Source organism: Streptomyces tuirus, from assembly GCF_014701095.1.
GTDB lineage: Bacteria > Actinomycetota > Actinomycetes > Streptomycetales > Streptomycetaceae > Streptomyces > Streptomyces tuirus.
Map to the genome: position 1 here is coordinate 6,682,327 of NZ_AP023439.1, position 25,171 is coordinate 6,707,497.

The following is a 25,171-nucleotide window of genomic DNA, read 5'->3' on the forward strand; positions in this document are numbered from 1 at the left end:
CGATGACCACAAGGACACTGCTGCGCTCCGGTCACGTGATCTCGATGGACCCGGACATCGGGGACCTCCCCCAGGGGGACGTCCTCGTCGAGGACGGCAGGATCACGGCCGTCGAGCCCGAGATCAGCGCCGACGCCGAAGTCCTCGACATGACCGGGCACATCGTGATCCCCGGCTTCGTCGACACCCACCGCCACACCTGGGAGGCGCCCATCCGTGGCGTCGCCCCCGACGCCACCCTCGACGACTACTTCGTCGACATCCTCGACACCTTCGCACCCCTGTACACCCCGCAGGACGTGTACGCCGGCAACCTCGCGGGCGCGCTGGAGTGCCTCAACGCCGGTATCACCACGCTCGTCGACTGGTCGCACATCAACAACACCCCCGAACACCCGGACGCGGCGATCCAGGGCCTGCGCGAGTCCGGGATCCGGGCGCAGTACGCGTACGGCAGCGCCAACACCTCCCTCGCCGAGTACTGGTTCGAGAGCACGATCGCGATCCCGGCGGACGACGTACGACGGATCCGCTCCACGCACTTCGCGTCCGACGACGGCCTGCTGACCATGGGGCTCGCCACCCGCGGCCCCGGCTTCTGCGTCGACGAGGTCGTCGCGGCCGAGTGGGCCCTGGCACGCGAGCTGGGCCTCCCGATCACCGTGCACGTGGCCATGGGACGGCTGGCCGGCCGCTTCGGCATGGTGAAGCACCTCCACGACCTGGGGCTGCTCGGCCCGGACACCACCTACGTCCACAGCTGCTACCTCAGCGAGGAGGAGTGGCGGATGGTCGCCGACAGCGGCGGCACGGTGTCGGTCGCGCCGCAGGTGGAGCTCCAGATGGGGCACGGCTGGCCGCCCGTGATGCAGGCCATCGAGCACGGTCTGCGGCCCGCGCTCAGCATCGACGTCGTCACCACCGTGCCCGGCGACATGTTCACCCAGATCCGGGCGGCCTTCGGCGCCGAACGCGCCCGCGTCAACGCCGACTGCTGGCAGGCCAACATGCCGGTGCCCAGCAGCATGCTGACAGCGCGTCAGATGCTGGAGATCGCCACCGTGAACGGCGCCCACGTCGCCGGGCTCGAGGACCGCACCGGCTCCCTGACCCCCGGCAAGCGCGCCGACATCGTCGCGATCGACGCCACCGCTCTGAACGTCGCCCCGGTGCACGACGCCGTGGCCGCGGTGACCCTGTGCGCCGACGTCTCCAACGTGGACACCGTCCTCGTCGACGGCGTGATCCACAAACGCGACGGACGGCTCCTCGGCGACACCGCACGCGCCCTGCGGCTCGTCGGCGAGGCCCGCGACCGGCTCCTCGAGGCGAAGGAGGCCAAGGGGGCGAAGGCACCGGCATGACGAACCATCTGGTGCGCCACGCCGCCGGTCTGCCCGAGCCGCCGTACGACGGCCACGGCCACCGGCGCAGGACGCTGGTCGGCGAGGACGACGGCAGCGTCCACACCGGCTTCGGCCTGTGCGAACTGCGGCCCGACGGCCGGGTGCCCGCCCATGTGCACTCCTACGAGGAGACCTTCTTCGTCCTGGACGGGGCGGTGATCCTCGATGTGCCCGAGGGCTCGTACCTGCTGGAGGAGGGCGACCACGGCCTGCTGCCGACCGGTGTCCCGCACGCCTGGCGCGGGGCCGGGAGCACCGGCGGACGCTGGGCGGACATGCTGGCCCCCGTGCCGCGGGCCCGCTACGGACACGACACCCAGGCCGTGCCGGACCTGCCCGCGCGCGAGCCGGCCCGGGTCGACGTCCGCGACCCGCGCACCCGTGCCTTCGGCCACTTCGAGCCCGCCCAGATGGACCCCGGCAGGCAGTCCCAGGACCTGCTGGCCGCCACGGCGAGCATGCGGACCGCGCTGCTGGTCTACAGCGGGATCACGGTGAAGATGATGATCGACGGCGATCTGGGCGCGGTCGCCTCGACGATGTTCATGGTGCAGTACGCGTCCGACGGGATCATCGGCACCCACGACCACCCCTTCGAGGAGACGTATCTGATCCTGGAGGGGGTCGCGGAGGCCACCCTCGACGGCGAGCGGTACCGGCTGGAGCCCGGCGATCTGGCCTGGGCGGGCGCCGGCTGCGTGCACGGCTTCGTCAACGCGGGCCACGGGCCCCTGCGCTGGCTGGAGACGCAGGCGCCGCAACCGCCGTCGCGGCACTCGTACCGGTTCACGCGGGACTGGGACTACCTGCGCGCGGCACTGGAGGAGAAGTCATGAGCAGTGTGCTCGTCGTCGGCGGAACGTCCGGGATCGGGCTGGAGTTCGCCCGCACACGTGCCGAGCGCGGGGACGACGTGGTGCTCACCAGCCGCGACGCCCAGCGCGCCGACGTGGTCGCGAAGGAGGTGGGCGCGCGCGGACTCGCCCTCGACCTGGAACGGCCCCTGGAGATCGCGGCGGCCCTGGCCGCCGTGGGACGCGTCGACCACCTGGTCATGGCGGGTGTCTCGCGCGACGACAACAAGGTCACCGAGTACGACATCGACGCCGCCCTGCGGCTGGTCACACTCAAACTCGTCGGCTACCCGGAGGTCGTGCACACGCTGCGCGGCCGGCTGCACGACGACAGCGCCATCGTGCTCTTCGGCGGCCAGGCCAAGGAGCGCCCCTACCCGGGTGCGACGACGGTGGCGACGGTCAACGCGGGGGTGCGCGGCCTGATGAACTCCCTCGCCGTGGAGCTCGCTCCCGTGCGGGTCAACGCCGTGCACCCCGGGGTCGTGGGTGACAGCCCGTACTGGCAGGCCAAGCCGGAGAAGGTCCTCGCCACGCTGCGCACCGAGACCCCCACGGGGCGGCTCACCGCGATGGCCGACGTGGTGGACGCGGTGGACTTCCTGTTGCGCAACCGGTCGGTGAACGCGGTCGAACTGACCGTGGACGGGGGCTGGCTGCTCGGGTGAGGCCCGGCGGCAAGGGACCGCCTCCGGCCGGACGCCCTGCACCTGGGGCAAGCCACCAGGACCGCACACACCGCGGACCGCCCAGCCCCGCCTCGTGCAGGGCACGGGCGGTGGCCGGGCGCGATCGAAGCGGTGACGCGGGCACGGACGGGGTCTATCCCCGCAGCGTGTCGTGCCCGACCGTCATCAGCCGGTGCCGGCGGCGGGTGTCCTCCGGCGTCACCTCGGGCTCGGGCTCGTTCTCCAGGTCCACCTGGTCGGTGACCGTCTCCACGACCTTCCGCATCACGCGCAGGTCGTCCTCGGTCAGGTCGGTGCGCCGCTTCTGGAGGATCGCCAGGACGTGCCGTCCGGTGGCGGAGCCCGCGTGCTCCGGCAGCGGCTCGGTGGTCTCGTCGGCGTCGCGGACCCGCAGCCAGGCCGCGAGTTCCTGCGAGGTCATGTTCACCACGCGGTGGAAGTCCTCCCACAGCGCGTCGCGTTCGAGGGCGTCGGTCATGGCCTGCCCCTTCCGTACGTCCGTCGGATGCTCTGCGTCGTCGCTCCGCGGGTCAGCGGGGGAAGTTCTCGGCGTCGAACATCCACCGCTGCTTCTCCAGCTCCCCGGTGATGGCGATCAGCAGGTCCTGGGTGACCGGGTCGGCCTTCTCGGTCGCGTCGATGCGCTCGCGCAGCCGGCCCACCGCCTCCTGCAGCGCCTCCACCATCACCTGCACGGCGTCCGAGTCGCGCACCCAGCCCTCCTGCGGGGCGGGCAGCGTGAAGGCCTTGGCGACGGTCTCCGGACGGCCGTCCGGCGGGACGCCGAGCGCCGCGGACCGCTCAGCGACCGTGTCGGCGAAGTCGCGGGCCGCCGTGACCACCTCGTCGAGCTGGAGGTGAACGGACCGGAACCGCGGTCCGACGATGTTCCAGTGGGCCTGCTTCCCGACCAGCGAGAGCCCGAGCAGATCCACCAGGGTGTCCTGGAGTGCCTCGCAGGCGGCCTTCCGGGCGTCGTCGGGCAGTGTGCTCCTCACAGCCGTCATAGGGCGCTTCTCCTTCTCGCGTCGTTCCTCGTCGTGCGGAGCAGCCGGTCGCGCTCCTCCTCGCCGGTGCCGCCCCACACGCCCGAGGTCTGACCGCCAGCCAGGGCGAAGTCCAGGCACTGGCCGGTCACCGGGCAGCGTGCGCAGATCCGCTTCGCGGCGCTCACGTCACGCAGGGCGGGGCCGGCGGTGCCGACGGGAAAGAACAACTCGGGGTCCTCGTCCACGCAGGCGGCGCTCCGCAACCACTCCATGAACGCGCGGGTGCCCCAGGCGTCCTCGTGCAAACGCGACGCCTGGGGGTCGTCCGGCCTGCGATATGCCCCCCCGCGGAACGCCGGGAAGCGCAGAATCTTCACAGACGGCGGGGCGAGGGTCTATAGTCCGAAACTAGCAGTGCTAATTAAGCGCGTTGATGCGCGGCGTGAGGAGCCTCTCGTGCGTCCCGTCCACTTCGCGGCCGCCCGCCGCACCCCCATCGGCAAGCTACGGGGAGCCCTCTCCCCGGTACGGCCCGACGACCTCGCGGCGACCGTCGTCCGCGCCCTGGTGACCGGCGTGCCCGCGCTGGACCCCGCCCGGATCGACGACGTCTACTGGGGAGCCGCCAACCAGGCCGGCGAGGACAACCGCAATGTCGCCCGCATGGCGGCGCTGCTCGCCGGCCTCCCCGACTCCGTGCCCGGCGCCACCGTCAACCGCCTCTGCGCCTCGGGCCTGGAGGCCGTGACCACCGCCGCCCGCACCATCGCCTCCGGAGAGGCCGACATCGTGATCGCCGGCGGCTCCGAATCGATGAGCCGCGCCCCCTTCGTGCTGCCCCGCCCCGACGAGGCCCTGCCGCACCGCATGGAGACCGCCGACACCCGCCTCGGCTGGCGCCTGGTCAACCCGGCGATGCGCGAGCTGCACGGACTGCTGGCCATGGGCGAGACGGCCGAGGAGGTCGCCGCGCGGTACGGCGTCCCGCGTGAACGCCAGGACGCCTTCGCCCTGCGCAGCCACCAGCGCGCCGCCCTGGCCCGCAACAACGGCCACTTCGACGACGAACTCCTCCCCGTGGAGCGTCCCGACGGCGTGGTCGTCGACACCGACGAATGCGTCCGCGAGGACACCTCGTACGAGAAGCTGTCCCGGCTGAAGCCGGTCTTCCGCGACGGCGGCACCGTCACCGCGGGCAACGCCTCGCCGATGAACGACGGCGCCGCCGGCCTCCTCCTCGTCAGCGAGGACGCCCTGAACGACCTGGGCCTGGAGTCGCTCGGCCGCTACGTCGCCGGCGCCTCCGCCGGTGTCCACCCCGACGTGATGGGCATCGGCCCCGTCCCCGCCACCCGCAAGGTGCTGAGCCGCGCCGGCTGGAGCATCGGCGACCTGGAGGAGGCCGAGTTCAACGAGGCCTTCGCCGCCCAGGCCCTGGCCTGCGTGGACCAGCTCGGCATCGACCCCGACCTGGTCAACCCCAGCGGCGGCGCCATCGCACTGGGCCACCCCCTGGGCTGCTCGGGCGCCCGCATCCTGACGACCCTGCTCCACCGGATGCGGCGCACGGGCGCGGGCCGGGGTCTCGCCACGATGTGCGTCGGGGTGGGGCAGGGGAGCGCCGTACTCGTCGAACGGCCCTAGAGAAGCCCGGCGCCCGGCCCACCAGGCGAGACAGCGCTTACGGGCACCCGTTCGTTGCACATAGCATCAGTGTTCGCATGAACACCATGACGCTCTGGCACATCACCGGCTGGGAGTTCGCCGCCCTCGCCCTCGCGGCCCTGCTCGTCGGCTTCTCCAAGACCGCCGTGAGCGGGGCCAACACGGTCAGCCTTGCCATCTTCGCCGCCGTGCTGCCCGCCCGTGCCTCCACAGGCGTGCTGCTGCCCATCCTGATCGCCGGGGACCTCCTGGCCGTCGCCACCTACCGGCGGCACGCCCACTGGCCCACGCTGTGGCGGCTGTTCCCGGCGGTCGCCGCGGGCGTCGTCGTCGGCACGGTGTTCCTGTTCTGGGCGGACGACGCGATCGTACGGACCTCGATCGGCGCGATCCTGCTGCTGATGGCGGCCGTGACGGTCTGGCGCCGGCGTACGGCCGGCAAGGAGGAGGAGCCGGAGTCGGTCACCACCCGGTCGGGCCGCCTCAAGGCCCGCTCCTACGGCGTCCTCGGCGGCTTCACCACCATGGTCGCCAACGCGGGCGGCCCGGTGATGTCGATGTACCTGCTCTCCGCAGGCTTCCGCAAGCTCGGCTTCCTCGGCACCTCGGCCTTCTTCTTCCTGATCGTCAACGTCTCCAAGCTGCCCTTCAGCGCGGGCCTCGGCCTGATCGACGGCCGCTCGCTGCTCCTCGACCTCGCGCTCGTGGCGTTCGTCGTGCCCGGCGCGCTGCTCGGCAAGTGGGCCGTGCACCGGATCAACCAGCGGCTGTTCGAGCGGCTCGTCATCGCGGCGACCGTCGTGGGCGGTCTGCAACTACTGCTGCGCTGACCCCCGCAGCAGCGCCGGAAGGTCCGCGAACGAGTCGATCACGTGGTCGGGCGTGCCGTCGGCGGCCCGCAGCGTCTCCGGCTGGAACTTCCCCGTCCGCACGAGCACGCCGGTGACCCCGGCGCGCTGCGCCGCCAGCACGTCGGACTCGACGTCGTCCCCGACCATCACCGTCTCCCGCGCACCGACGCCCAGCCGGGCGAGCGCCGACGCGAAGAACGCCGGGGCCGGCTTGCCGGTGATCTCGGCCTCCACCCGCGCGGCCCGCTCAAGACCCGTCAGGAACGCCCCCGAGTCCAGCCGCAGCCCTTCAGCCGTGCGCCAGTACAGGTTGCGGTGCATGGCCACCAGCCGGGCCCCGCGCTGCAGATGGCCGAAGGCCCGGTCGAGCGCCGCGTAGCCGAACTCGGGGCCCGCGCCGCCGACCAGGACGACATCCGGCACGGCCTCGGTGTCACCCGCTTCGACGACGGTGACCCCGTCGAGGTCCTCCGCGATGTCGCCGCTGTTCAGCAGCGCGCAGCGGGCGCCGGGGCAGTGCTCGGCGAGGTATGCGGCGGTGGCGGCGGGCGCGGTCAGAATGTCCTCGGCGGACACCGGGAACCCCGCCTCCGCCAGCGTCCCCGCGATCGAAGCCCGGGTACGGGAGGTGGTGTTGGTGACCAGCAGAACGCCGAACCCGGCCTCCCGGACCTCCCGCAACGCCTCGACGGCCCCGGGCAACGGCTCCCACGAGACGGTGAGCACCCCGTCGATGTCGATGAGCACGGCACGCACGGACTCCATGCCAGGACGATAGCCAGGCGGAGCCGGACTCGCCGGTCGAGTGCGGGCACCTCCCCGGTCCGCCCCGTCGTGACGCCCGCCGTGGGACACCTCGTACGCTCGACGTCGTGTCCCCTCATGTCCTCATCCTCGGCGGCACGGCCGAGGCCCGAGCCCTGGCCGCCGCGCTGTGCGCACGTCCCGGCGTGCGCGTCACGACGTCCCTCGCGGGGCGCGTGGCCAAGCCGGGGGCGCTCGACGGGGAGGTACGCGTCGGAGGCTTCGGCGGGGCGTCGGGACTGGCCGACTGGCTGCGGGCGGAGGGCGTGGACGCGCTCGTCGACGCCACGCACCCCTTCGCCGAGTCGATCACGGCCAACGCGGCCCGCGCCGCGGCCGGGACCGGCGTGCCCGCGGTGGTGCTCCGCCGCCCCGGGTGGCGGCCCGGCCCCGGGGACCAGTGGCATGGCGTCCCCTCACTGGACGCGGCGGCGGACCTGCTCCCGCGCCTCGGCCGCCGGGTGCTGCTCACCACCGGACGCCTCGGCCTGGCCTCCTTCGCCCACCTGACGCGCCTCCACTTCGTCGTGCGGTCGGTGGATCCCCCCGAGCCGCCGATGCCGCCCGACACCCATGTGCTGCTCGCCCGCGGCCCGTTCACCGTCCCCGGCGAGACGGCCCTGCTGCGCGAGCACCACGTCGACGTCCTGGTGACCAAGGACAGCGGGGGAGCGGCGACGGCTGCCAAGCTGACCGCGGCCCGCGACCTCGGAGTGCCGGTCGTGGTCGTACGGCGGCCGCCGCTGCCGGACGGCGTGACGGTGGTGGCGGATGTGGAGGGCGTACTGGAACGGCTGGGGCTCGGGTAGGGCGCTCACACCGAGCCGGCCGCCAGGGCCTTCTCGGCACCGCGCGGCAGCCCGTGGCTCAGGTCCTCCACCAGCAGTCGTTTCGCGATCGCGTCGACCGCCACGCGCAGGTCGCTGTCCGTGGGCCGGCCGATGTCCTGCCCCAGCCGGTCCTCCAGCCAGTCGGCCCAGGCCCGGGTGAGGACCGCGGCCTCCCTCGCGCCCGCCTCGGTGTGGGACAGCAGGGAGCCGTGCCGGGTCAGGAACCCCTCCTCGACCATCCGCTCGAAGACCGGCAGCAGCACCTCCGGAGGCAGCCGGCGCCGCGCGGCGATCAGCCCGAGGCTCGCGTGCCCGACCATGCGCGTGAACAGCTCGACCTGCATCACCGCCCACGCCCCGGCCACGTCGAGCCGGGTGTCGGACTCCAGGACGATCCGCCGCGCGGTGTCCGGATCCATACCGCCGATGATCTTTCCGACGGCGGCCTCCAGCACCCGCCGGGAGTCCGCGCCGCTCGGTGAGCCGAAGCCCTCGCCCAGGTCGGTCGAGCCCGTCCGCGCGGTGTCGCGCAGCGGGACCTGCTTGAGGAACAGGGCGACCAGGAAGCCCAGCGCGGCGACCGGCACCGTCCACAGGAACACGGTCTGGAGCGTGTCGGCGTAGGCGTCGACGATCGGGGCGGCCGCGGCGGACGGCAGCTCGTGGACGCCCTCCGGGCTGGTCGCCGCCCGGCTGAGCGTGGCCGGGTCCAGCTCACCGGCCCGAGCCGCCTGCGCCACCCCGTCCCGGAGGTTGGGCGCCAGCGCGTTGGTGTAGATCGTGCCGAAGACGGCCGTGCCGAACGAGCTGCCCAGCGTACGGAAGAAGGTCACACCGGAGGTCGCGGTGCCCAGGTCGGCGTAGTCGACGGTGTTCTGCACCGCGATCGTCAGCACCTGCATGCACAGGCCGATGCCGCTGCCCAGGACGAACATGTACAGGGACTCCAGCCCCGCGCCGGTGTCCGGCCCCATCAGCGACATCAGGAACAGGCCGACCGCCATCACCAGCGAGCCGGCGATCGGGAAGATCCGGTACCGCCCGGTCCTGCTGACAACGGCGCCGCTGAAGACCGACGCGATGAGCAGCCCCGCCACCATCGGCAGCGTCCGCACTCCGGAGATGGTGGCCGAGTCGCCGTCGACGTACTGGAGATACGTCGGCAGATACGTCAGCGCGCCGAGCATGGCGAAGCCCACGATGAAGCTCAGCACCGAGCAGACGGTGAACACCGGGTTGGCGAACAGCCGCATGGGCAGCATCGGTTCGCGCGCCCGGGACTCCACCCGGCAGAACAGGGCGAGGGCCAGGATGCCGCCGACGAACAGCCCGATGATCACCCCCGAGCCCCACGCGTACTCGTTGCCGCCCCAACTCGTCGCCAGGATCAGGGCGCCGGAGCCGACCGCGACCAGCGCGATGCCCAGATAGTCGATGACGGGCCGGGAGACCGACTTCACGACCGGAATGGTCCGGGCCGCCGCCACGACGACCACGATCGCGATGGGCACATTGACGTAGAACGCCCACCGCCATGTCAGATGGTCGGTGAACAGCCCGCCCAGCAGCGGCCCGATGACGGTGGCCACCCCGAACACCGCGCCGATCGCACCCTGGTACTTACCGCGCTCGCGCAGCGGGATCACATCGGCGATCAGCGCCATCGAGGTGACCATCAGCCCGCCCGCGCCGATGCCCTGCATCGCCCGCCAGGCGATCAGCAGGGACATGTTGGTGGCCAGACCGCACAGGAACGAGCCCGTGATGAACACGACCGCCGAGACCTGGAAGACCACCTTGCGGCCGAACAGGTCGCCGAACTTGCCGACCAGCACGGTCGCGACGGTCTCCGCGAGGAGGTACGACGTGACCACCCACGACATGTGATCCGCCCCGCCCAGGTCCGACACGATCGTAGGCAGGGCCGTGCCGACGATGGTCTGGTCGAGGGCCGCGAGCAGCATCCCCAGCATGACCGTCACGAACACGACGTTGCGGCGGCGGACGTCCAGCACCGGCGGCTGGGAGGCGGGCAGGGCGGTTTCCTCCACGGCGGTCACGTCGTCACCCTCACACCTGTGGGGTACGTGCGCATGCCAGAACGGCCGTACGAGTGCCCGGTGATGTGGCCGCCGGTGCCGTCAGTTCCGCCAGTCCCGTCAGTCGCGGGGATTGCGGCGCAGCAGATACGTGTCCATGATCCAGCCCTTGCGCTCGCGGGCCTCGGCGCGCAACCGCTCGATGCGGGGGGCGGCCTCGGCGATCGGACCGGAGACGAGGATCTCGTCCGGGGTGCCGATGTAGGCGCCCCAGTAGATGTCGACGTCCTCCTGCGCGTACCGCCGGAAGCTCTGGTGGGCGTCGAGCATCACCACCACGTCGTCCACGCCCTCCGGGAAGCCCTCCGCCAGCCGGCGGCCGGTGGTGATCTGCACGGGCCGCGCGACACGGTTGAGGCCCGTGCGGTGCCGGGCGACGAGCGCGGAGACACTGCTGATGCCGGGCACGACGTCGTACTCGAACGCCACGGCGCCGCGCTCCAGCACCTCCTCCAGGATCGCGAGCGTGCTGTCGTACAGCGACGGGTCCCCCCACACCAGGAACGCGCCGGTCTGCTCCTCGCCGAGCTCCTCCGCGATCAGCAGCTCGTAGATGTCGGCGCGGGCGCTGCGCCAGTCCCCGACGGCGGGGGAGTAGGCCGAACCGCCGGCGCTCCGGTCCCTCTCGGGGTCGCGCGCCTCGACCACGCGGTACGTCTTCTCGGGCACGTGCGCGTCGAGCATGTCCCGGCGGAGCCCCGTGAGGTCCGCCTTCACCTCGCCCTTCTCCAGGATGAAGAACACGTCCGTGCTCCGCAGCGCCCTGACCGCCTGGAGGGTGAGCTGGTCGGGGTCGCCCGCGCCGATACCGATGACATGAATCTTTCGCACGCCCCGAGTCTGCCGCACGGGGGTGAGGCCGGGTTCACCGCGGTCGGATCAACGGCCGCCCGCTCAGCACCCGGGTGCCCCGTCATCGGCTACCGGCTCACCGCGCGGGTCCCCCGTCATCGGCCACCGGCTCACCGCCCGGGCCCCCTCCCCGTAGCCGAGGCGCCCGCGCGCCCGCGTCCACGGCACGGCCGTCCCGCTCCACCTCCCCGGCCAGTTCCCGGGCCCACGTGGCCAGCCCGGGTACGTCGATGCCGTGCGGCAGGGACCGCCCGGACTCCGACGCCCACGCCTCGGCCGCACCCGCCCCGCGCCGCAGCAGCCGGGCCCCGCCCGTCAGATTGCCGCGGGCCGCGTGCGTGAGACCCACGGCGAGCTGCGCCAGGCCGCGCCACAGCTCGCGCTCCTCGTCGGGCCCCGACTTCCACGCGTCCTCGAACACCTCGTGCGCATGGAACGGCTTGCCCTCGTCCAGTAGCCGCTGCGCCTCCGCCACGGTCTCCTCCGGCGTGCGGACGACGCCCTCGGGCTGCCGGGGCACACCGTCCGCGTCGTACGGCAGGGGCCGGCCGAGACCGTCCCGGGGCCGGGCGCTGCGCGCCCGCCCCTCACTGTCACGGTCCCGTGCGTCGCCCGGCCGGACCGGCCCGGTCTCTCCTGTGCTGCCCATACGCCGATTGTCCCGCCCGGCCCGTTTTCGGCGCGGCCAGGGGTGTGGGGTAAGGTGCTGTTCGCGCGATCACGCGGTTCACCGCGGGTGGCGCGCACCGGGACGTGGCGCAGCTTGGTAGCGCACTTGACTGGGGGTCAAGGGGTCGCAGGTTCAAATCCTGTCGTCCCGACGGTGCGAAGGGTCCCGCAGGCCGATGCCTGCGGGACCCTTTTCCTTGTGCGTCCGCCCTTGACCTCGAGAGCGCTCCAAGCCGTTGACTCCCTCCGTGCCCCGGAACCGGGGGACCACGGGAGGGAGCGACACATGAAGTACCGCACGATCGGCACGGATCCCACGACCCGCCGCGAGGTGAGCGTCCTCGCGCTCGGCGCGATGCTCTTCGGCTCGGTGACGGACGAGGCGACATCCTTCGCCCTGCTCGACCGCTACGTCGAAGCCGGCGGGAACTTCATCGACACGTCCGACAACTACGCCTTCTGGGCCGACGGCGGCCAGGGCGGCCAGAGCGAGGAACTCCTCGGCCGCTGGCGGCGCAGTCGCGGCGTCGGCGACGAGATCGTCATAGCCACCAAGCTCGGCGCCCGCCCCCTGGCCCCCGGAACCGGCTACGTCGACAACGCCGAGGGCCTGTCCGCCAAAGTGACCCGCGAGTCCGCCGCCCGCAGCCGCGAACGCCTCGGCCTGGCGAAACTGGACCTGCTCTACGCCCACATCGAGGACCACACCGTCCCACTCCGGGAGACCGTCGAGACCTTCGCCGCCCTGGTCGCCGACGGCACCGCCGGCCTGCTCGGCGTGAGCAACCACGCCGTCTGGCGCGTGGAGCGGGCCCGGGCGCTGGCCGCAGCGGCCGGACTGCCCGGCTACGAAATCCTCCAGTACGCGCACACCCACCTGCGCCCCCGCACCGACGTCCCCGACCCCCTCTTCCCGGACGGCAGCCTCGGCCACGCCGGCCCCGACCTGCTCGGCTACCTCAGGGCCGAGCCCGGCCTGACCCTGGTCGCCTACTCACCGCTGCTGAAGGGCGCCTACACCCGCCCGGAGCGGCTCCCCGCCGACTTCGACCACCCCGGCACCCCGGCCCGGCTGGCCGTACTGCGCGACGTGGCCCGGGAGACCGGCGCGACCGTCAACCAGGTCGTGCTGGCCTGGCAGATCGGCGGCGAACCGCCCGTCCTGCCGCTGGCCGGGGTCTCCTCGGTGGCCCAGCTGAACGAGAACCTGGCCGCGGTGGATCTGGAGCTCACCCCGGAGCAGCGCGCCCGGCTGGACGCGGCGCACTGAGGCCGTGGGACCGTGGAGGGGAACGGCAACCGGACCTCCGGAAGGAGCACCGGCCATGACCACCCACCCGGCCCACCCCGCCGCCCGCTCGATCCGCACCACCCCGGAAGGCCTCATGTGGGAGCCCAGCGAGCGCTGGGTGCGCGGCCGCAAGGGCGACGTCACCGTCGTCGACAGCCGGCACCCGGTGCTCGTCTGGGAGCCCCACCTGCCCGTGCCGCAGTACGCCTTCCCCCGCGCCGACGTCCGCACCGACCTCCTCCGTCCGGCCAAGAACCCGCCCACGGGCACCCACACCGGCTCCCGGGTCTTCTACGACCTCGACGCCGGGGGCGAGGTGCGCGAGAACGCGGCCTGGACGTTCCCCGCCGACGACCTGGCCGGCCACATCTCCTTCGAGTGGTTCCTGCGCACCGACACGGGCCTCGATCACTGGTACGAGGAGGACGAGGAGATCTTCATCCACCCCCGTGACCCGCACAAACGCGTCGACGCGCTGCCGAGCAGCCGCCATGTGCAGGTCGAGATCGACGGGCAGGTCGTCGCGGACAGCCACGCCCCGGTCCTGCTCTTCGAGACCTCCCTGCCCACCCGGTACTACCTCCCCCGGGAGGACGTCCGCCTCGACCTGTTCGACGCCACCGACCACCACACCGGATGCCCCTACAAGGGCACCGCCGCCTACTGGTCGTGGCACGGCGAGGCCGACGTGCCACCCAACCTCGTGTGGACCTACCCCGAGCCGCTGCCCGCGGTGGCGGTGATCCAGGGACGCGTCGCCTTCTTCAACGAGGTCGTCGACATCACGGTCGACGGGGAGCGCCTGGAGCGGCCGGACACACCGTTCAGCCGGATGCTCCGGAGGCGGAGCCGCGCGTGAAGCTGTCGAGCAGGGCGTCAAGACCGGCCGCGAGGCCCTCCGGTCCGCCCTGCTCGGCCAGCGAGGCGGCCGTCTCCCGCAGCGTCGGCAGCTCCTTGGCGGACAGCCGGTGCAGCCCGAGACGGAAGGCCGGGTCGGTCTCCTCCGGGTTGTCCACCATCGGGCGCAGCTCCACGGACACGTAGCCCAGCAGCCACGCCGTGAACGCGCGGAACACGCCGGCCACGGTCGCCTCGTCGAAACCGGCACCCCGCAGCAGGGTCAGCACCCTTTCGTGATCCCGCAGGACGGCGGCGGGCCTGCGGGCCAGCGGGACCGCCAGCAGACGCGTGGCGAGCAGCGGCACCGCCTGCGGATGCGTGAGGCACACGGCGTAGGTCGCACGAGCGATCCGGTGCAGCCCGGCCCGCCAGTCGGAGTCCTCGTCACCGTCGGCGGCCAGCCGCTCCTCCAGCTCCAGGTACAGCGCCTCCACCAGCCCGTCCAGCAGGGAGTCCTTGCTCGCCGCGTACCGGTAGAGCGCCATGGCCTCCACGCCGAGCTCGGTACCGAGGCGGCGCATGCTCAGGGCGGAGAGGCCCTCGCGGTCGACCAGTGCCAGGGCGGTGGCCAGTACCCGTTCCCTGCTCAGCCGGCCGTACCGGCCGCGGTCGCTGGCGCGGCGGGAAGGTGAGGACCGTTCCTGTTTCGCCAAGGGGTCGCCTCCGGCTCGGGGTAAGCGGATGACGTCAATGTACGGGATGAATGCCCCCGTTTCTGGGTGCCGCCCGGGCTGCCTCAGCCTCTCGTCAGCCAGCGCACCTGATATCCGTCCAGGTCCACCCTCTGCCCGTCGACCCGCACCCGCTGGGGCCGGTCCAGCGTATTGACGACGAGGATCGCCTTGTCATCGCCGAGTACGCGCACCTGCGGTGCGTCGGCCGGAGCCACATCGACCGTCCGGTACACCGTGCCGGGCGGGAACTCCTCGTCGAACCGCCGTATGAGGTCCAGTGCGGGCCGGGGCTCACCACCCGTGCCGTCGGTGAGCTCGGTGCTGCGCCACAGACAGCCCGTGCACGTGCCGTTGCGGTTCTGCGGGTTCCAGTAGAAGGCCGTGGAAACGCCTCCCCGGGCCAGGGCGATCATTCCGGTCGCCTGCGCGGCCAGGCGGTGTCCCTCGCTCCACCGGCCACCGTCGTCCGGTTCCACGTAGTACTCGGCCCACCACAGCGGCACGGAGGTGCGCTCCCGCAGCCACCGGCTGACCGCGGTGAACTTGTCCGTGGCTCCGAACTCGTCGGGGAACGCTTCGTCGTCGCGCGTACGGCTCGTGCCGTCCACCACGATGAAGTCGGCGCCCGCCTTTCGAGCGTTCCAGTACTCGAAGGCGTCGAGGACGCGCCGGTCGACGCTGCCCCACGGGCCTGCGAGCCGGGAGGCGTACGTGGTGTCGCCGGGCGCGAGGCTGTCCATGACCAGATAGGGCCCGCCGACCAGATTCGCCTTGTTCACCTTCTTCAAGGCCCGGTAGACGTGGTTGTACAGGTCGGTGTAGCCCTCGTAGTCCCAGCGGTTCCTCGACTCGTTGAAGAAGCCCTTGAACTCGTTCCAGACGATGAAGTGGCGCACATCCGGATACCGCTCGGCGATGGTGGCGGCGAGGCGCGCGAAATCGTCGTAATGCTCAGGGGCAGGCGCTTTCTCCAGGGACGTGCGGGACCAGTCCGTGTCCCCCGGCCTGCCCCCCTTCATCCAGTCGGGGGCGCAGCAGAGGGTGATGACGGGGGTTCCCCCCGTCCGTCTGATGAGTGCGATCCGGCTGTCCAGGGCCGCGAAGTCGTAGCGGCCGGGAGACGGCTCCGGGTTGAGGGCACCCCAGCCCATGATGTGCTGCTTCTGCGGGAGCGGCTGCGCGGAGAGAGCCTCCCGAGCCGTGCGCATGGCGCTGGGCTCGCCCACGTCAGCGCTGTACTGGGTGTGGGTGAACCCCCAGCCCACGGAAGGCCTGGCGGGCTCAGGGTCGGACGAACAGCCGAGGACGAACGTCAGGGCGAGCACGCCGGCCCAGCAGCACCGGACAGCCGTACGCCACGCCGCGCCGCGCCCTGTGCCCTCGCTGGTGTCAGACACGGGGCGAGGCTGCCTTCCGCACCAGCCGACGAGAACCGCGCACCAGCGCGTAGCCCTGGGTCAGGGCCCTGTCCACGACGAAGGTGCGGGCGACGGACCGCCCCTCCGCCAGCCGAGTGAACTCGCCGATCCCGGTGCTGCGCCGCACGGTCATCCTCCGCAGCGCGAGGGGGCTCTGGCTCGGACTGGCCAGGGCGTTGCCCACAGCGACGGACTGCGCATAGCCGGCTGCGCGGACCGTCTGCCGTACCCGGCGGGTGGAGTAGCCGTAGGGATAGGCGAACGAGACCGGCGGAGAACCGAGCTGTTCCGTGATGATCTCCGTGCAGCGTTCCACCTCGTGCCGCAACTTCGGGTCGGACAGTTGGTCCAGCTGCGGGTGGCTGTGGCTGTGTCCGCCGATCTCGGCCCCTTCGGCCGCCATGTCCCTCACCTCCTCCCAGTCCAGCATCTGGTCGAGGGCGGCACCGTCCAACTCGTGCGGGCCTCGGAGCCAGCCCGTGGTGACGAACACGGTCACGGAGAAGCGGAGTGCGCGCAGAACGGGCAGGGCGTAACGGTGCACCCCCTGATAACCGTCGTCGAAGGTGATCAGCACGGGCCGGCTCGGCAGCGGTGGGCCGCCTCGCCAAGCCGCTGCGAGCCCGGCGGTCGTGATCGGGGTGAAGCCGCGCTCGCCGAGCACCTGCATCTGCTCCGCGAAGGCCTCCGGCGTCACGGACAGCGTGGCCATCGAGGAGGACGGTGTGCGTGTGACGCCGTGGTACATGAAGATGGGAACGGGCTGTGTCATCGTGCACCTCCTCGCTCGCGCAGTCGCCCCATACCCTTGAGCAACCGGTCGGCCCGCTCGAACAGTTGCGGGTGCGAGACCACGGTGTTGCGCAGGGCTCGTACCGGAGCACGGCGCGCCCGATGGGCCACCGCAACGGGGTGGTGCCGCCGGATCACCCACCCTTCCGACACGTTCAGTTCGCCGGTCTTGAGGGAGTCCTTGTACTCCTTCCGGCCTCGCCCCAGGTCCAGGTAGGCGATTCCGTCCGCCGCGGCGGCTTCCGCCATGTGCAGATGCAGGATCAGACCCGGGGAGTACCTGGAATAGTCCGGGTCGTACGCCGGGAACCAGCAGGCCAGCACCTTGTCGGAGCGCAGTCCGAAGTGTGCGGCGACCGGTGCGCCGTCCGCGTAGAGCACGGACAGGATTCCCGCGAAGGGCCCGGAGTGGTGGTGGAACAGATCCTGGACGAGTTGCCTGATCCAGCGCTGCGCGAATCGGTCGCTGCGCCCGGTTCTGCGGTACTGCGCCGACTTCCAGTCCATCACGGTGAGCAGCGCTCGGGGGTCGCGTTCGTCGTGCACGTAGCGCACGTCGCCGTGGTTGCGCAGCAGCTTGCGTTCCTTGGCGAGCGTGGTCCGCGTGAACTTCGGCGACTGCTCACGCAACAGGGAGAGATACTCCTCCCACCCCTCCTGCACGTCGATGACCGGTGAGGCGAAGACTCCCGTGGCCGACTGCTCGAACGGCTGTTGTCCGGCCGCCAGGTGGTCGAATTCCCACACGGCGAGACCGCAGGCCGTCAGCAACTCCTGGGCGTCCCAGTGGAAACCGGGTGCGTGCACCAGGCCCTGGCAGTCGGACAGCCCGAGGCCCACTGCCCGGCCGACGCCGGTGTGGGTGCGCTGGTAGGGGAAGAAGGCGACCGGCTCGTGGTGCGGACCGCCGTCACGGACCACTGCCACACGCACATCACGCCTGTGGCGACCCACTGCCCGGGTGAACTCGGGGGCGAGGAACGGATTCGCCATCTCCGAACGGCCCTCGGAGTACGTCTTCGCCTGCATCGTCGTCCAGGCCGTCCGCTCGGCGGCGGTCAGCTCCTCGGGTGGGTGCACGCTGACGTCCATGATCATGTCCTTCTGTGCGTTGCTTGCTCGCGTACGTCGGCCATGGCGGCGCCCCGCTGGTGTCGGCCCGCGGACGGCGGCACGTCGGAGGTCCGGAACGGGGAGTCGTGCCCGCGGGCCCGCAAGGCGCCGACCGCGTAGCCGGCCGCCGCGGCCGTCACTCCCGTCACGATCGCCCCCGCCCGGCCCGCGCCCCCACGGCGTCCCAGCAGGGCGTCGCGCAGCCCGCGCGCCACCCCGGCAGGCAACACCCGGGTCGTATAACGACGTTCGGATTCCAGGCCCTTGGCCACACCCACATGGCGAGTCACCTGAGCCTTCGAGAGCCCTTCGGCGTAGGTCCGCCTGCGGAAGTAGCGGAACCGTTCCCGGACGGCGGGGACTTTGTGCTGAATGACCGCGCGGTCGTCCATGAGCAGTACCGCGTCGGGTCTGGCCTGGGCCAGCCGGATGCAGAACTCGGTTTCCTCGCAGCCCAGTGGACGGCGGTCACCGTCGCGACCGATGCCGACGGCGAAGCCTCCTGCCTCGTCGAAGGCTGTCCGGCGGAAGGAGGAGTTGCCCCCCAGCACGTTGCGCACAGGGGCACGACCACGGGGCAGGCCGCGGTAGGCGCAGCCGACCACCCAGTCGAACTCCTCGGGGAACCACGCAGGGCGATGTCCGGAAGCCCAGCGCGGGACCGTGCGGCCGCCCACGGCCATCACCAGCGGGTCGGCGTACGCCGACGCCATGTGCCGCAGCCAGTCCGGTGCTGCGACCGCGTCGTCATCGAGGAATGCGATCACCGTGCCTCGGGATGCGGCGATCCCCGTGTTCCGGCCGGCGGACAGTCCCCGGGGGCCCTCGTTGGCCAGCACCCGGACGGCGGGAGTCCGCCTCCCTGCGCCCGAGCCCCCTTCGTACACGCGTGCCAGCCGGTCGAGCAGCGCGGGATTGTGGTCGACGACCAACAGTATTTCCAGGGCCGGCCAGGACTGTTCTCCGACCGACCGCACAGCTGCCCCGATGTCCTCCCAGCGATCCTCCGTGTAGACGCAGATCACCACGGAGAACTGGGGGGAGCCCTCTGCGGAATCCCGTCGGGGAGGGGCAGCGGCCACGAGTTCGGGTGCTCGGCCGTGGGGCCTGCCGGGGAGCAGCGGATCGACGTTCATGACGGGTTCTCCGAACTTCGGGGCAGCCAGTGCGACCAGCGGATCAGGAGGTACAGAGCCAGCAGGCACTGGGCCACGAGCCAGGCGACGCCCGCTCCGGTGAGTCCGAGCACCGGCAGCAGGACGGTGGACAGGCCCAGTACGCACACGCACAGCGTCAGCTGGAGTCCGACGACCAGGCGCAGCCGCCGGCGGATACGCGCTACGTCGACAGCCAGACTCACCAGCAGGTTCGGTAGCGCCGAAAGGGCCAGCAGGCGAAGCAGCGTGGTCCCCTCCTCGGCGTACGCCGGCCCGAAGAACGAGAGCAGGGTCGGCGCGGCGACGACCATCGCGGCGACGCCGCCGGACATCAGCAGAGCCGAGTGGCGCAGCACCCGCAGCGAGTGCTGCGTCAGCCGGGAGGGGTCGCGTGTCGCCTCCACGATGAGGGAACTTCCCATGTTCGCCACCAGCAGGTAAGGGATGCAGCCGACCGCCCACGCCAGCAGGAAGTAGGCGCTGTGCGCCGCACCCAGGATGTTCAGAACAAGAAGCGGCACGACGCTGTACGCGGCGGTCCTGCACAGTGCGCCGAGGTAGTCCGCGGCCGCGTATCCGATCAGGCGTGGCGGGCGTTCCGCCTCCGGAGCCTCCCGCTCGTGGCGAGGCACAGCGCGCCGCAGCAGGAAGAAGTTGGCTACGAGGAGAGCCACCACGAGGCCGCCGGCCCAGGAGATGAGGATGGCCGAGAACAGTGCCAGGGCCGCGCCCACCGCCAGCACGAGGATCTTGACCCCGGCGAAGATGAGATTCTCGCCCACCACCCACCCGGGACGTCGCACACCGGTCAGTGCGCCGTCCTGGAGAGCGAAGATGGTGTACCCCGCCGTGTAGGTGACGAAGAGGACAGCGCTCAATGGGTTGAGCAGGAAGTCCAGACCGGGGGCGATCACGGGCACCAGCAGGAGGAATCCGAGGGCCGTCAGCACGCTGCAGACGAGACCGACGAGGTAGCAGGTGAGCACCAACTCGCGGGTGTGGCGCCCGGCAGAGGGCACGAAACGCACCAGGAAGTCGGAGAGGTTGAGCTGGCCGACGGTGGACAACAGGGTGGCGGCGGAGATGGCGGCGGAGTTCAGCCCCACGGTCCCGGCTTCGTACCAGCGGGTTGCGAGGACCCAGAACAGGGCGCCCAGAACCGTGTTCGTCAGGGAGCTGACGGCCAGCAGGTGACCGTTGCGCAGGAGCGGTTCGCTGGGCAGCGTGGCGGCCAACCTGGTCCGTACCGTCATACCGAATCGACGTTCCCCGGAATGCGGGGAGGGCAGGGTCGTCGTCTCCGTCTGCGGATGGGGATGGCCTTGTGATGCCACGGCTTTTCCTTGATCAGTGAAATTTCAGTCTTGGGGAACGGACTGAGTGAATCGTCAGCGGCGCCAAGGTGATCACATCCTCCAGAAGGTGAAATTATGCCGTACGTTTACGTCATATACTGCAATATTGTTCTGCTGTGACCGGTTCGTCAAGTTCGTCGTCGGAGGGCTATTCGACTTCGTCGCGGGAGAGCGGTACGCGCTTTCCGTGACGTGCGGCGGAGCCCAGTGCCATGGCAGAGCAAAGGACGGCCAGGACGAGCAGAGCCCGCGTCGATGTGAAAGTGCCGGTCAGGAAGAGCGCCTCTGCGGCCAGTGCCGACAGGGCAAGGCTCGCCGCCCCGGTCAAGGTCACCGCGGCCAGCACGACCGTCGGCCGGGGCTTCCCGGTGAACGCTTCTCCCATGCACAGCAGTGTGACGGCCAGTCCCGGGCCGGCAAGGAGGAACGAGGCCGTCGTCAACGCGCGCAGCGGGGACCCCTCCGGGAGGGCGGTCGCGGCCAGTGCCACCCATCCTGATACGGCGACGCCCCATTGCATCCTGTTCATCGGATCTCCGGTCCGTCGTATCGGTAGACCACCGCGTCCTCGTTGCGATAGGCGACGGTGAAATCCGGTGATCTGGACAGAGCCGAATTCAGCCGTCCCATGAAATCAGTCGGCATCGCACCGCTCAGGTCCACCGCCGCTGCCTGCGCACGGTTGAGAAGGATGTAGACAGGGTTCTTTTCCGCTCTGGCGATAAGCGGTTCCAGACCGGCCACAGGGTCCTTCACGAGCATGCGTCTGTTGGTCAGGTTCTCTTCGTCGATCTGCATGTCCTGGTGCTGGTCGTAGCGCATCTCCAATCCCGGAGCGGCGAAAGTCACGGAGATGATCAGCGAGCCGGTCGGGGTCCTGGTGGTGACGTACCGGGTGGCGGCGGCTTCGTCGGCGGTGAAGTAGTTCTCCGCCTCCTTGCAGTAGTAGCCGATCGCCAGACTGCCGAGCATGGCCAGCAACAGGACGTAGACGACCGGCATCCGCACCCGCAGGCGCTTGCGGGGCGGGAAGAGCAGTGCGGCGATCAGGAACGCGGCGGCCGGCAGCGCGAACATGAAGGCCCGGAAGACCATCTCCCCTCCGTACGCGTTGGCGACCCCCGGCAGCAGCGGAGCGAGCATGAGCAGCGGCAACGGGGTGCGCCGGGTCCAGCGGCGCGCGATGAAGCCCGTCGCGGCGAGCAGGAGCACTCCGGCCGACAGCCCGCGCTCGACCCACGCCGCCATGATCTGGCCGGGAGCCGCGTCGCCGAGCCGGGCGACACCGGACCAGATGTTGGCCTCCGGGCGCGCCAGCGCGCCGATGAGATGGTTGAGGTTTTCCGCCATGTACGGTCTCGCCACGGTCGAGTTCCACACCGCGGTGAGGACGATGGCCCCCGCCAGGGCGGGCAGCACCACCCGCCTGTTCCGCCGTGGCAGCGAGAGCAGCAGCAGGGCGCTGATCAGCATCATCGGGGTCAGCGGATGGGACGAGACGATCGCGGCTTCGAGGATCAGCACCAGGATGAGCAAGCCCCGCGGCCAGCGCCGCCGTGTCGTCCCCTTCCCACGAGGCCCGAACGGAGCCAGCTGCTTCACCACGAGGGCCATCACGCACATGAAGAGAAGGAACGCGAAGGCCTGGGGCGCGAAGTAGTCCTGTGCCACCCATGAACAGGCGTAGTAGATCCATACGGCTCCCCAGATCAGTCTCCGGTCGTTGGTGATCGACCGGTAGAGCAGGAGGAGCGGGCCCAGCATCAGCAGATTGAAGATCGGCTGCGCCCAAGCGGCGTAACCGAGGGGAGACTCCAGCCCGATGGCCCGCACGAGTACTGCGTTGAGCTCGAAGAAGCCCGGCCACTGGTTGTAGATGTCGAAGCCTCCGGCACCCGGCACGGTGCCGTCGTGCCGGAGCATCGCCTCGACGACGGCGACGTGCTTCCAGCCCCACGCGTAGCGCAGCTCCGGATACAGCAGGGGAGGCGTGGCATGGATGACGGCGATCAGGCTGAGCACATACGCCGCGAAGCAGCCGTGGGAAGTTCGCCGGTCGGTTGCCGCGACGCAGAAGCCGAGGGTGAGGAGGGCCGGCGCCACCCAGAAGAGTTTCGGCAGCACCTGGAGGAGCCCCAGGTCCCCCATCCGGTCCAGGGGGACTCCGCGCAGGGAGAGCAGCCACACGGCGATGGCGAGGGGCAGGACGACGATGGCCGTCCACGTGCCGGGACCCCAGCGGCGTGTCCTGGACAGGCCGGAGCGGAATCTGCCGGCCCGGCCTGGGCCTGCCGGCCCGGCGCCCCGCTCCGGCTGCGGCAACCCCAGGTCCCCGACCGGGGGTGCGGAATGAGCGGGGGGTCGGTGGCTGCTCACCGACACCTCCGACCGCAGGGGCTCGTGATGGCGGAGTGACCGCTCGGAGTGCTGGAGGTCTGCGCGTACCTCATGGCCGGGCCTCTGGACGGGGGAACGGCTGGGATGGGGGAATGAACCGGAGACGCCGCCCGCGGATGCGGCTTCAGGGAGGTGCCGTCGTTTGGTGAATACGGGCGGTATGTCCATCGTAAGTCCATTACGCGCTGGAGGGCGGAGCCGCTCGGCGGGCGACGGGTCCCTTCGTCACACCTTCGACCGGAACCAGCGGCCGCGCAGATAGCCCAACGGGCCGTAGAGCAGGCCTTGCAGTTCCACGAGCGTGAGGGTCCGGGACCAGCCGGCATCCTCGTCCCCGTTGAGCCTGTGTGCCTTGGCCGCCGTGTACCGGATGCCTCCGGGGAGTCTGCGCAGGAGAGCGGGCAGCATGTGCGGTTCATGGATCACCGCCGCTGTCAGAAAGGCGCCGAATCCCGCCCCGTAAGCGAACATCTGGGCCCGGAGGGCCTGCCAGGAGCGCCGCTGACTGTGCCAGACGATGGCGTCCGGCTGGTGGACGAGCGTGCCGCCGCGTGCGAGGACCTGGAAGAAGGCCAGCAGGTCCTCCCCGCCGTGCGCCGGGGTGCCGGGGCCGGTGGCGGGATCGAACCCCCCGAGGTCCCTCAGCAGCTCGGTGCGGAAGGCCATGTTGGCGCCGCCGCCGAACTGCCCCGCCGTGAACGGGAAAAGCGGGTCCTCGGGCGGATCGCGCAGGGACCAGGTGCGTGGACTGTAGTCCTTGTTGACCTCGTTGTGCCGTTCCAGGGTGGTCTGAGCCACGGTCTGGAGTTCGGCCGGAGCGATGAGCCCTGTCACGCAGTCGGTCTCCGGGGCGCGGCAGAAGGTCTCGGCGATCGCGGACAGCCACCGGGGGTCGACTTGAGTGTCGTCGTCCGTGAAGGCCGCGATGCTTCCGCGGGCGGAGGCCAGCCCCCGGCTGCGCGCCCGGCCCCCGCCCGCGACCGGTTCCCTCACGTAGCGGACCCTGTTTCCGTACGTCTCGCGGACGAGTCGCTCGGTGGCGTCGTCCGCGGGCGCGTTGTCCACCACGATGATCTCGAACAGTGCGCCGGGGTACTCCACCCCCAGCACGGAGTCGAGGCACCGGCGCAGCAGATCGCAACGGTTGTGGGTCGGGACGATGACGCTGATGAACGGCGCTTTCGCATGGCGTGCCCGCACGGGCGGAACCTCGGCCAGGCGCGTTCTCGAGACGGAACGGACCGGTGGCGCACCGAGGTCCCGCTGGGCCGCCAGGGCCAGGGTCTGCCACAGGTCCGCCGTGTGCGCACTGTCGCCGTACACCATGCCCAGTGGACGGCCGCGCAGCCGCACCAGCGCCATGACTCGTCCCTGGGGGCGGGTCCGTTTGCGGCCGCCCGGCAGGCTGAACTCGCCGGGCAGGGCCAGATCGATGTCGATCACGCCCACGGGGGCGTCGCCGGGAACGGGCAGCCGCTGGCTGACGGCGCTCATCGTCTGCCCGGCCTGACCTGTGCGGCCCGTGCACTCGGGCGTTCCGACAGCAGCGTCCGCAGGACCCGCCGCCCATCCGAGATCGCGTGCAGGTTGGACCGCCCGCTGCGCCGCGGCAGTTCGAGACTCGGGACCTCGGCGATGCGCAGCCCCGAGCGCAGCGCATGGGCGATCATCTCGGTCTCGATCTCGAATCCGGAGGAGTGCAGGTCGAGGTCGTCGAGGAAGTCACGGCGAAAGGCGCAGAACCCGTAGCAGAGGTCGGTCAGTTTGGTGTCGTAGAGGTGGTTCACGGCTGCCAGCAGCACCTGGTTGCCGAGCCGCCGGATGCGGGTGATGTCCAGGGAGCCGCCGCCCGCGATGAAACGCGAGCCCTTGACGAAGTCGAAGCCGTTGTCGAGGAAGTGCAGGTAGTGCGGGATCTCCCCCGGAAGCATGCTGCCGTCCGCGTCCATCATCACGATGTGGTCGCCGGTCGCCGAGAGGAAACCGGTGCGCAGGGCGTTGCCCTTGCCCGGGCCGCTCTGCTCGACATGGCGGACGGTCGGCAGGCACCGGGTGGCCATGTGCACCGTGGCGTCGACGGAGTCCCCGTCGACCAGGATGACCTCGTCGACACAGTCCGGGATCTGCTCGAAGACCCAGGGGATGTTGCGGGCCTCGTTCCGGGCGGGGACGACCAGACTCACGGTGGCGCGGGCTGGAGGACGGTCGCCGGCCCGGCGCCGGGGGTGCACGGCGCCGTTGGTGGGGGATGCGGTGGGGAGCTCGGAAAGCTGGTGCGTGTGGTTCATGATGCCGGTATCTCCGCGTGTGACGCCTTGAGGAGACGCTATATATTTACGGCGTATACGTACATATTGCCCGATTTA

The 25,171-nt window shown here is 71.0% G+C and carries 25 protein-coding genes and 1 tRNA gene; 9 read left to right on the forward strand and 17 right to left on the reverse strand.

The genetic code is table 11. The features are described 5' to 3' along the window. The first annotated feature begins 2 nt into the window (after positions 1 to 2). The 3 genes from IGS69_RS30370 to IGS69_RS30380 are packed head-to-tail and all read left to right on the forward strand — an operon-like array spanning position 3 to position 2,928. Positions 3 to 1,364 carry an amidohydrolase family protein gene (locus IGS69_RS30370; protein WP_190903659.1) on the forward strand — a complete coding sequence of 454 codons (1,362 nt, stop codon included), beginning with the start codon at positions 3 to 5 and terminating at the stop codon, positions 1,362 to 1,364. Continuing rightward, a complete protein-coding gene (locus IGS69_RS30375) occupies positions 1,361 to 2,242 on the forward strand; it encodes a cupin domain-containing protein (protein ID WP_190903660.1) in 882 nt (293 codons plus the stop codon). The genes IGS69_RS30370 and IGS69_RS30375 overlap by 4 nt, the downstream gene beginning before the upstream one ends. Continuing rightward, positions 2,239 to 2,928, forward strand: coding sequence for an SDR family oxidoreductase (locus tag IGS69_RS30380; protein WP_190903661.1), 690 nt, complete (start codon positions 2,239 to 2,241; stop codon positions 2,926 to 2,928). The genes IGS69_RS30375 and IGS69_RS30380 overlap by 4 nt, the downstream gene beginning before the upstream one ends. 154 nt (positions 2,929 to 3,082) lie before the next feature. On the opposite strand, the gene IGS69_RS30385 is transcribed toward IGS69_RS30380, so the two are convergent. The 3 genes from IGS69_RS30385 to IGS69_RS30395 are packed head-to-tail and all read right to left on the reverse strand — an operon-like array spanning position 3,083 to position 4,243. Beyond that, positions 3,083 to 3,427 carry a DUF3140 domain-containing protein gene (locus IGS69_RS30385; RefSeq protein WP_190903662.1) on the reverse strand — a complete coding sequence of 115 codons (345 nt, stop codon included), beginning with the start codon at positions 3,425 to 3,427 and terminating at the stop codon, positions 3,083 to 3,085. 52 nt (positions 3,428 to 3,479) lie between these two features. Next, on the reverse strand, positions 3,480 to 3,956 hold the full coding sequence (locus IGS69_RS30390; protein WP_190903663.1) for a Dps family protein: 477 nt from the start codon (positions 3,954 to 3,956) through the stop codon (positions 3,480 to 3,482). Further along, the gene (locus IGS69_RS30395) at positions 3,953 to 4,243 is read right to left on the reverse strand and encodes a WhiB family transcriptional regulator (protein ID WP_332836571.1); all 291 of its coding nucleotides are present in this window, start codon (positions 4,241 to 4,243) and stop codon (positions 3,953 to 3,955) included. Before IGS69_RS30395 ends, IGS69_RS30390 begins: the two co-directional genes overlap by 4 nt. Before the next feature lie 151 nt (positions 4,244 to 4,394). On the opposite strand from IGS69_RS30395, the gene IGS69_RS30400 reads away from it, so the two are divergent. After that, entirely contained in the window at positions 4,395 to 5,582 is a 1,188-nt protein-coding gene (locus IGS69_RS30400; protein WP_190903664.1) for a thiolase family protein, read from the forward strand. 77 nt (positions 5,583 to 5,659) lie between these two features. After that, positions 5,660 to 6,433, forward strand: a complete 774-nt coding sequence (locus IGS69_RS30405) for a sulfite exporter TauE/SafE family protein (protein ID WP_190903665.1) — start codon at positions 5,660 to 5,662, stop codon at positions 6,431 to 6,433. On the opposite strand, the gene IGS69_RS30410 is transcribed toward IGS69_RS30405, so the two are convergent. Then, positions 6,419 to 7,219: an HAD-IIA family hydrolase gene (locus IGS69_RS30410; protein ID WP_190903666.1), complete on the reverse strand. Its 801-nt coding sequence runs from the start codon at positions 7,217 to 7,219 to the stop codon at positions 6,419 to 6,421. The two genes, IGS69_RS30405 and IGS69_RS30410, sit on opposite strands and share 15 nt — an antisense overlap. Positions 7,220 to 7,326: 107 nt before the next feature. On the opposite strand from IGS69_RS30410, the gene IGS69_RS30415 reads away from it, so the two are divergent. Next, entirely contained in the window at positions 7,327 to 8,067 is a 741-nt protein-coding gene (locus IGS69_RS30415) for a cobalt-precorrin-6A reductase (RefSeq protein WP_190903667.1), read from the forward strand. Between the two features lie 5 nt (positions 8,068 to 8,072). Here IGS69_RS30415 and IGS69_RS30420 read toward each other — a convergent pair whose 3' ends face one another. The 3 genes from IGS69_RS30420 to IGS69_RS30430 form a co-directional block, all read right to left on the reverse strand. Continuing rightward, positions 8,073 to 10,148, reverse strand: coding sequence for an MDR family MFS transporter (locus IGS69_RS30420; protein WP_190903668.1), 2,076 nt, complete (start codon positions 10,146 to 10,148; stop codon positions 8,073 to 8,075). A gap of 99 nt (positions 10,149 to 10,247) precedes the next feature. After that, positions 10,248 to 11,018 (reverse strand): precorrin-6A synthase (deacetylating), encoded by a 771-nt coding sequence (gene cobF, locus IGS69_RS30425; RefSeq protein ID WP_190903669.1) that lies wholly within the window; start codon positions 11,016 to 11,018, stop codon positions 10,248 to 10,250. Between the two features lie 97 nt (positions 11,019 to 11,115). After that, the gene (locus IGS69_RS30430) at positions 11,116 to 11,688 is read right to left on the reverse strand and encodes a DUF309 domain-containing protein (RefSeq protein ID WP_190903670.1); all 573 of its coding nucleotides are present in this window, start codon (positions 11,686 to 11,688) and stop codon (positions 11,116 to 11,118) included. A 98-nt stretch (positions 11,689 to 11,786) separates the two neighbouring features. Here IGS69_RS30430 and IGS69_RS30435 point away from each other — a divergent pair. The 3 genes from IGS69_RS30435 to IGS69_RS30445 all read left to right on the forward strand — a co-directional run bounded on the left by IGS69_RS30435 (position 11,787) and on the right by IGS69_RS30445 (position 13,858). Beyond that, positions 11,787 to 11,860: transfer RNA gene (locus IGS69_RS30435), tRNA-Pro, on the forward strand. 134 nt (positions 11,861 to 11,994) lie between these two features. Then, positions 11,995 to 12,978, forward strand: coding sequence for an aldo/keto reductase (locus IGS69_RS30440; protein ID WP_190903671.1), 984 nt, complete (start codon positions 11,995 to 11,997; stop codon positions 12,976 to 12,978). A 55-nt stretch (positions 12,979 to 13,033) separates the two neighbouring features. Continuing rightward, positions 13,034 to 13,858: a DUF427 domain-containing protein gene (locus tag IGS69_RS30445; RefSeq protein WP_190903672.1), complete on the forward strand. Its 825-nt coding sequence runs from the start codon at positions 13,034 to 13,036 to the stop codon at positions 13,856 to 13,858. Here the strand turns inward: IGS69_RS30445 and IGS69_RS30450 are convergent. From IGS69_RS30450 to IGS69_RS30495, 10 genes are all read right to left on the reverse strand, one after another. Further along, a complete protein-coding gene (locus IGS69_RS30450; RefSeq protein ID WP_190903673.1) occupies positions 13,824 to 14,552 on the reverse strand; it encodes a TetR/AcrR family transcriptional regulator in 729 nt (242 codons plus the stop codon). The genes IGS69_RS30445 and IGS69_RS30450 overlap by 35 nt on opposite strands. An 83-nt stretch (positions 14,553 to 14,635) precedes the next feature. Beyond that, positions 14,636 to 15,898: a glycoside hydrolase family protein gene (locus IGS69_RS30455; RefSeq protein ID WP_190904709.1), complete on the reverse strand. Its 1,263-nt coding sequence runs from the start codon at positions 15,896 to 15,898 to the stop codon at positions 14,636 to 14,638. Between the two features lie 64 nt (positions 15,899 to 15,962). Beyond that, a complete protein-coding gene (locus tag IGS69_RS30460) occupies positions 15,963 to 16,763 on the reverse strand; it encodes a polysaccharide deacetylase family protein (protein WP_190903674.1) in 801 nt (266 codons plus the stop codon). Beyond that, entirely contained in the window at positions 16,760 to 17,875 is a 1,116-nt protein-coding gene (locus tag IGS69_RS30465; RefSeq protein ID WP_190903675.1) for a GNAT family N-acetyltransferase, read from the reverse strand. Before IGS69_RS30465 ends, IGS69_RS30460 begins: the two co-directional genes overlap by 4 nt. 2 nt (positions 17,876 to 17,877) lie before the next feature. Further along, positions 17,878 to 19,032, reverse strand: a complete 1,155-nt coding sequence (locus IGS69_RS30470) for a glycosyltransferase family 2 protein (protein WP_190903676.1) — start codon at positions 19,030 to 19,032, stop codon at positions 17,878 to 17,880. Next, a complete protein-coding gene (locus IGS69_RS30475) occupies positions 19,029 to 20,306 on the reverse strand; it encodes a lipopolysaccharide biosynthesis protein (protein WP_190903677.1) in 1,278 nt (425 codons plus the stop codon). Before IGS69_RS30475 ends, IGS69_RS30470 begins: the two co-directional genes overlap by 4 nt. A 250-nt stretch (positions 20,307 to 20,556) precedes the next feature. After that, on the reverse strand, positions 20,557 to 20,937 hold the full coding sequence (locus IGS69_RS30480; RefSeq protein WP_190903678.1) for a hypothetical protein: 381 nt from the start codon (positions 20,935 to 20,937) through the stop codon (positions 20,557 to 20,559). Next, complete coding sequence (locus IGS69_RS30485) at positions 20,934 to 22,730, reverse strand: glycosyltransferase (protein WP_190903679.1); 1,797 nt, start codon at positions 22,728 to 22,730, stop codon at positions 20,934 to 20,936. The genes IGS69_RS30480 and IGS69_RS30485 overlap by 4 nt, the downstream gene beginning before the upstream one ends. A 300-nt stretch (positions 22,731 to 23,030) precedes the next feature. Next, entirely contained in the window at positions 23,031 to 24,299 is a 1,269-nt protein-coding gene (locus tag IGS69_RS30490) for a glycosyltransferase (RefSeq protein ID WP_190903680.1), read from the reverse strand. Beyond that, complete coding sequence (locus IGS69_RS30495) at positions 24,296 to 25,093, reverse strand: glycosyltransferase family 2 protein (RefSeq protein WP_190903681.1); 798 nt, start codon at positions 25,091 to 25,093, stop codon at positions 24,296 to 24,298. The genes IGS69_RS30490 and IGS69_RS30495 overlap by 4 nt, the downstream gene beginning before the upstream one ends. Between the last annotated feature and the right edge of the window lie 78 nt (positions 25,094 to 25,171).